This is a genomic window from Mesorhizobium sp. M7A.F.Ca.CA.002.05.1.1 (assembly GCF_003998335.1).
GTDB lineage: Bacteria > Pseudomonadota > Alphaproteobacteria > Rhizobiales > Rhizobiaceae > Mesorhizobium.
Genome location: NZ_RZQI01000265.1, coordinates 1 through 5,866 on the forward strand (window position 1 = coordinate 1; position 5,866 = coordinate 5,866).

The 5,866-nt window shown below is 63.5% G+C and carries 5 protein-coding genes and 1 tRNA gene; 2 read left to right on the forward strand and 4 right to left on the reverse strand.

Annotation, left to right across the window (positions count from 1 at the left end):
• The 4 genes from EN939_RS15395 to EN939_RS15410 all read right to left on the reverse strand — a co-directional run.
• Window positions 1–847: M20 family metallopeptidase (locus EN939_RS15395; protein ID WP_127268676.1), on the reverse strand; the 847-nt coding region annotated here is incomplete at its 3' end.
• Window positions 848–904: 57 nt separating this feature from the next.
• The gene (locus EN939_RS15400) at window positions 905–1,810 is read right to left on the reverse strand and encodes a MurR/RpiR family transcriptional regulator (RefSeq protein WP_127268681.1); all 906 of its coding nucleotides are present in this window, start codon (window positions 1,808–1,810) and stop codon (window positions 905–907) included.
• A 170-nt stretch (window positions 1,811–1,980) separates the two neighbouring features.
• Entirely contained in the window at window positions 1,981–3,606 is a 1,626-nt protein-coding gene (locus EN939_RS15405; protein WP_127268677.1) for a DUF882 domain-containing protein, read from the reverse strand.
• A 324-nt stretch (window positions 3,607–3,930) separates the two neighbouring features.
• A tRNA-Thr gene (locus EN939_RS15410) sits at window positions 3,931–4,005 on the reverse strand.
• Window positions 4,006–4,166: 161 nt separating this feature from the next.
• Here EN939_RS15410 and EN939_RS15415 point away from each other — a divergent pair.
• Complete coding sequence (locus tag EN939_RS15415; protein WP_127268678.1) at window positions 4,167–4,361, forward strand: hypothetical protein; 195 nt, start codon at window positions 4,167–4,169, stop codon at window positions 4,359–4,361.
• A gap of 146 nt (window positions 4,362–4,507) precedes the next feature.
• Window positions 4,508–5,800, forward strand: coding sequence for a UDP-N-acetylglucosamine 1-carboxyvinyltransferase (gene murA / locus EN939_RS15420; protein ID WP_127268679.1), 1,293 nt, complete (start codon window positions 4,508–4,510; stop codon window positions 5,798–5,800).
• Window positions 5,801–5,866: the final 66 nt, after the last annotated feature.

Consider the following 5,866-nt stretch of genomic DNA (forward strand, 5'->3'; position numbering starts at 1 on the left):
GGCCAAGGCCGGTTCCGCCATGCATGACGCCGATGTTGATGGTGTTCATACCGAGCGGCAGCAATGGATGCGATTTCGCCCGCGTCCGGTCCAGCTCATACTGGCGCACGGCGGCGATGAAACGGGCGGCGATCTCGATGGCGTTGACGCCCGGCTCGAGCCGCTCCTTGTCGTGGCGCTGCGGATAGATCTCGTTGTAGCGCAGCGCCGAATGGGCGTTGCGCCCGCGGATCGTCACCCGCGCCCATTCAAGCCCGCCTTCGACCGGCAGGACATCACCCCAGGTCGGTTCGGCGACCAGCACCGCCTTGGCGAGCTTGCCCTTCTTCACCGCGTCCATGGCGCCGAAGCCGCCGGCTTCCTCGTCGACGACCGAGTGGATGGCGAGCCGGCCCTGCAGCGTGATGCCCGCCTTGCGGATCGCGCGCGCGGCGGCGATGCAGGCGGCGACGCCGCCCTTCATGTCGACGGCGCCACGGCCATAGAGGCGGCCATTGGTGATCTCGCCGCCGAACGGATCGACCGACCAATCCTTCATCGCGCCGACCGGCACGACGTCGATATGGCCGCACAGGATCAGGCTGCGATCCTCGTCTCCCGCCCATTCGCCGACCAGATTGGGCCGACCGGGCAAGACATCCCATTGCTCGGTCCTGAACCCGTCCTGCTTGAGGATCGGTTCGAGCAGCGCCTGGACATCCGCCTCGCGGTTGATCGCCGGATTGGGCTCGAATTTGGGGTTGACCGAAGGGATGCGGACCATGTCGCGGGTCAGCCCGATCAACCAGTCGCGATCGGTCTCGATCTCAGCCTGCACGGCATCGATGATGGTCTGGTTGTCGGGCATCGTCGCTTCCTTCTCTGCGTCGCGGCGCTTTGCATCGCTGCACTGGGCGCAACGACACTATTTCCTTGTGGTTTTGGATTTGGCGGCGTCGTCGGCCGATGACGACAGGGCGGTATCGAGCGTGACCGCATTGGCACTGCGGATCTTCTCGATGTCCTCGATGCGCTTGCGCACCCCGGCGCCGTGGCCTTCCAGCGCGTGGGCGAACACGGTTTCCATCTGGGCAACGGCCGTTGCCAGCGTGTCGAACGGCGAGTTGGCGTCGATCGCCGCGACCATGGTCAGGTCCGCTATGTCAGATATCGGCGACAGCCAGACATCGGTGAACAGCAGGATGGAGACGCCGCGCTCCTTGGCCTGCTGGGCAAAGCTCACCACGTCCGACTGATAGCGCCGGTAGTCGAACACGACGAGGAGGTCGCGCTTGCCAAGGTCGATCAACAGGTCGAAATCGGCGGGGCTCAACGAACCGATGTCGCGCACGCCGGAGCGGAACTGCAGGAGGTAGCCGGCCAGCATGGAGGCGATATGCCGGCTGAACCGGCCGCCCAGCAGCACGACCTGCCCCTTGCTCTCCAGCAGCAGGTTGACGGCGCGCGTGTAGGCCTGCACCGGCACTGCCGTGCGCGTGCGCTCCAGGCTGTCGGAAACCGAATGGAAATAGGCAAGTGCGGTGCCTTCGCTGGAGCCGCCCGGGCGCTTGGCCTCCATCATCAAAAGCGGCGAATGCAGCCTGGATTCAACTTCGGTGAGCAGGCGTGCCTGGAAATCGGCAAAGCCGACATAGCCAAGCTTGCTCATCAGCCGCGTCACGCTCGGGTCACTGACGCCAGCGCGCCGTGCCAGCCGGGTCGCGGTGCCCAGCCCCGACATCGGATAATCAGCGAGCAGGACCTGGACGATCTTCTCTTCCGCGGAGGTGAACGCCACGGTCGTATTGGCCAGTTCTTCGCGGATCGACATTGTCATCGCCCATCGCCGACGGAAAGACGATTATCTTACAATTTCACACATGTTTGTCAAATTTGGAACTTCTCTTACAGAGCCATCGAGAGTTCGGCATGACTTGCTATCCCATGGCAGCCAAGCCAGTCGTGCAACACATCCACGTCGGCTCGAACGAGGGCTGGCGTCTATTTGAAGCTGGCGATGGGCAGGAACTTGACCGCGGAACCGGTGAAGCGCCGGTGATCGGAGGTCCGTCCTCGCGGCTGGAATCCATCGAGATAGATGTGCTCCGGCGCTGTGCGGATGAGATTGGCGGCAATGACGGGCGCCGCAGGGCTAGCTCCGCCGGCGATGCCACGACCTGTCTCAATCGGCCGGGACAACGCTGCCGGCACGATGACCGCGGTGGCTTCGGGATCGAGATTTGGCTGGACACGGTCGGCCTTCGGGCTGGTCCTGACGCGATCTTCGGGCTTCGATTGGGCAACCGAGACCCGCTGGCCGGCCAACCCATTGTGGCCGTCATCGGCGTGGTTCAAGGCCAGCAAGGCAGCGACCGCATCGCCGGATTTGTCTGCTTCAAGCTGGCGCGTCGGGCTTTCCGGTCGCCATGTCGGCAACGGGATGTTGAACGCCACCATGTCCGGCGCGCCGCCCGCGGGACCGGCCGACTTGCCCGAGGGAATTTCAGCATCGGTTGCTGTTGGATTGGCCAGTTCGGCCCGCGCGGTGGAAGCGTTGGCTGCTGCAAGCGGCGCGAGTTGCGGGGTCGGAATGCTGGTCGTGGACCCGCTGCGCGGGGCGAAGGCTGGCAGCGGCACCGAGCCCGGCGCCATGGCCATGACGATCGCTTCAGGCGTCTTCCCCTCCGGTCCAATCGGCGATTCTTCGGCCCTATCGACGGAAGCCATCTGGATGTCGGCGCGCTGGGCATCCTGCGGCGGCACGATTGCGATGCCGGCGGGCCTGGGTTCAACGGACTTGGCCGGCTTGCGTGGCGCCGGCACCGCTTCGGCGACATCATCGGTCTCGTCCGCGCCGCGCCCACCCAGAAGCGTCGCCAGCAGGCCGCGCGCCGGCCTGCGTTGGCCGCCGTCGGCACTTGCCAGGTCGATGTTGGGCGTGCCGGCGCCCTTGCGCGACTTGTAGGCGGCAAACGCCTGCCCATAACCGGGCAGCGGTTTGCCGTCGCTCGGCACATGCAGCGTATTGCCGTTCGGGAATACCCTTGCGAGTTCCTGGCGGCTGATGCCCGGCCAATGCCGCACATTGCCGACATCCATATGTATGAAAGGCGAACCGGAGGTCGGGTAATAGCCTACGCCGCCGCCCTGCATCTTGAGGCCGATGTCGCGCAGCTTCTTCAGCGGCACATCCGGCAGGAAGAAGTCCATCGCGCGGCCAACCATGTGTTGGCTTTCCCGAGCCACGCCCTTCGAGCGGCTGCGCAGCATGGCGTTCGTCGCTGGCGACCGATAGGCGCTGACCACGTGGATATAGGCTCTCGAGCCGCTGGCGCGATAGGCCTGCCAGACAAGATCGAGCAGGCGCGGATCCATCTTCGTCGGTTCGTTGCGACGCCAGTCGCGCAGCATGAGATTGATCTTCTTCAATCCCGCCGGATCATAGCGCCCATTGCGCTTGAAGACGATTTCAGCCTTCTCGCCCGTATGGAGATGTTGAATCTTCAAAGCACGCGTCTCCGCGAACGCGCCGGTGACACACAGGCAAAGGAACGCTGCGATGATGGCAGGCAGTGTCCAAAGACGGGAAGCACGGGGGGCGTTTTGCACGTTTTCGCTCACGTTCATGCCTTGCACGTTCTTTTGTTTCGGGCGATTTCAGGTTCCCGCCCAGATGAAGAGCCTTTCAGCCCTCTTCCTGACAAGCATGGACTTGACCGACGCAGACAGGCGTCCATGCCACAACACGTCATGTTGATGAACAGCATCTTGGTTAACGAATCGTGTCGCTTCCGAGAACGCGTTTCGGCTGGAGTTGCCTGTGGCAGCCATTTTCTGGAGCAATGCACGGCTGATGAGGTCCGCCAGCACGACGGCCGCGCCGTTCCCATGTAGCCGCCTCGCCCTCGCAAATGCAGAGAACGAATGTGCGGCAACAAGGATGTTGGAAACTGGTGCTGCGAGAGAGGATTGAACTCTCGACCTCTCCCTTACCAAGGGAGTGCTCTACCACTGAGCTACCGCAGCCGCTGATGGCGGGGCTTCTGCCATATCGAACCGGCAAGCGCAAGGCCAAGCGCAACGCTTCTGTGAAAGCCTTTGCCGGATAGCTTTTAATGACATGGCAGTGCCACAATGTTGGCTATCCCTGAACAGCAAGCTGGTGGGTCGCCGGCGGGGACGGGGCGATGGACGACAAGGCAATTCCAGTGAAAAAGGATGGTCCACCGAAAAACAGCGCAACAATCCGCAAGGATCGGCTGGCCGAGCAATTGCGCGCCAATCTGCAGAAGCGCAAGGCGCAGTCACGCTCGCGGCGGACCGGCGATGCCGACGAGCGGCCGGACGGGCTCGCTGCATCGAAGGAAATACAAAAAGATTAACTCAAATCGGCCACTCTTGGCCCGGGGTGGGCGAAATCCCATTTCTTGAACCAGCGTAATTCTTGAACCAGATTGGCCAATGGTCTAGACGGGCCGCTACTCAAACGATTGAACCGGCCCTTTTTGGCCGAGAGGGACGTTCTTCCATGGATCGCATCAGAATTGTCGGGGGCAACAAGCTCTCCGGAAGCATTCCGATCTCGGGCGCGAAAAACGCGGCGCTGCCTTTGATGATCGCCTCGCTTTTGACCGACGACACGCTGACGCTGGAAAACGTGCCGCATCTGGCCGATGTCGAGCAACTGATCCGCATCCTGGGCAACCACGGCGTCGATTATTCGGTCAATGGCCGCCGCGAGAAGCAGAATGAGGGCTATTCGCGCACCATCAACTTCTCCGCCCGCAACATCGTCGACACCACAGCGCCCTACGAACTGGTGTCGAAGATGCGCGCCTCGTTCTGGGTGATCGGCCCGCTGCTGGCCCGCATGGGCGAAGCCAAAGTGTCGCTGCCGGGCGGTTGCGCCATCGGCACGCGGCCGGTCGATCTGTTCCTCGAGGGCCTGCAGGCGCTGGGCGCCGATATCGACGTCGACACCGGCTATGTCATCGCCAAGACAAGGAATGGCCGGCTTGTCGGCAACCGCTACATCTTCCCGAAAGTCTCGGTCGGCGCCACCCATGTGCTGATGATGGCCGCGGCGCTCGCCAAGGGCGAGACGGTGCTGGAAAATGCGGCTTGCGAGCCCGAGATCGTCAACCTCGCCGAGTGCCTCAACGCCATGGGCGCGAAGATTTCCGGCGCCGGCACGCCAACCATCACCATCGACGGCGTCGAATCGCTGTCGGGTGCGCGCGTGCGCGTCATCCCCGACCGCATCGAGACCGGCACCTATGCCATGGCCGTCGCCATGACCGGCGGCGACGTCGTGCTCGAAGGCGCGCGGCCGGACCTGCTGCAGACGGCACTGGACGTGATCGCCCAGACGGGTGCGGAGATCACCCCGACCAATTCCGGCATTCGTGTGAGGCGCAACGGCGCCGGCATTTCGCCGGTCGACGTGACGACAGCGCCGTTTCCGGCCTTCCCGACCGATTTGCAGGCGCAGTTCATGGGCCTGATGACGATGGCCAAGGGCAAGTCGCGGATCACCGAGACGATCTTCGAGAACCGCTTCATGCATGTGCAGGAACTGGCGCGGCTCGGCGCTCATATCACGCTTTCGGGCCAGACGGCGATCGTCGACGGCGTGCCGAAACTGAAGGGCGCGCCGGTCATGGCAACCGATCTTCGCGCCTCGGTGTCGCTGGTCATCGCCGGCCTGGCGGCGGAAGGCGAGACCACGGTCAACCGCGTCTACCATCTCGACCGCGGCTTCGAGCGGCTGGAAGAAAAGCTGTCCAACTGCGGCGCGGTGATCGAACGGATTTCGGCGTAGCCCGCGACCTCGGCTCCTCTCCAGCAACGCAGGAGATTGGCGAGATCCTTCGCGGCAGCGTCCTTC

Coding starts and splice junctions, on each gene's coding strand:
- EN939_RS15405 (WP_127268677.1), bottom strand. CDS start 3,606: ATGAACGTGAGCGAAAACGTGCAAAACGCCCCCCGTGCTTCCCGTCTT.
- murA (WP_127268679.1), top strand. CDS start 4,508: ATGGATCGCATCAGAATTGTCGGGGGCAACAAGCTCTCCGGAAGCATT.
- EN939_RS15415 (WP_127268678.1), top strand. CDS start 4,167: ATGGACGACAAGGCAATTCCAGTGAAAAAGGATGGTCCACCGAAAAAC.
- EN939_RS15400 (WP_127268681.1), bottom strand. CDS start 1,810: ATGTCGATCCGCGAAGAACTGGCCAATACGACCGTGGCGTTCACCTCC.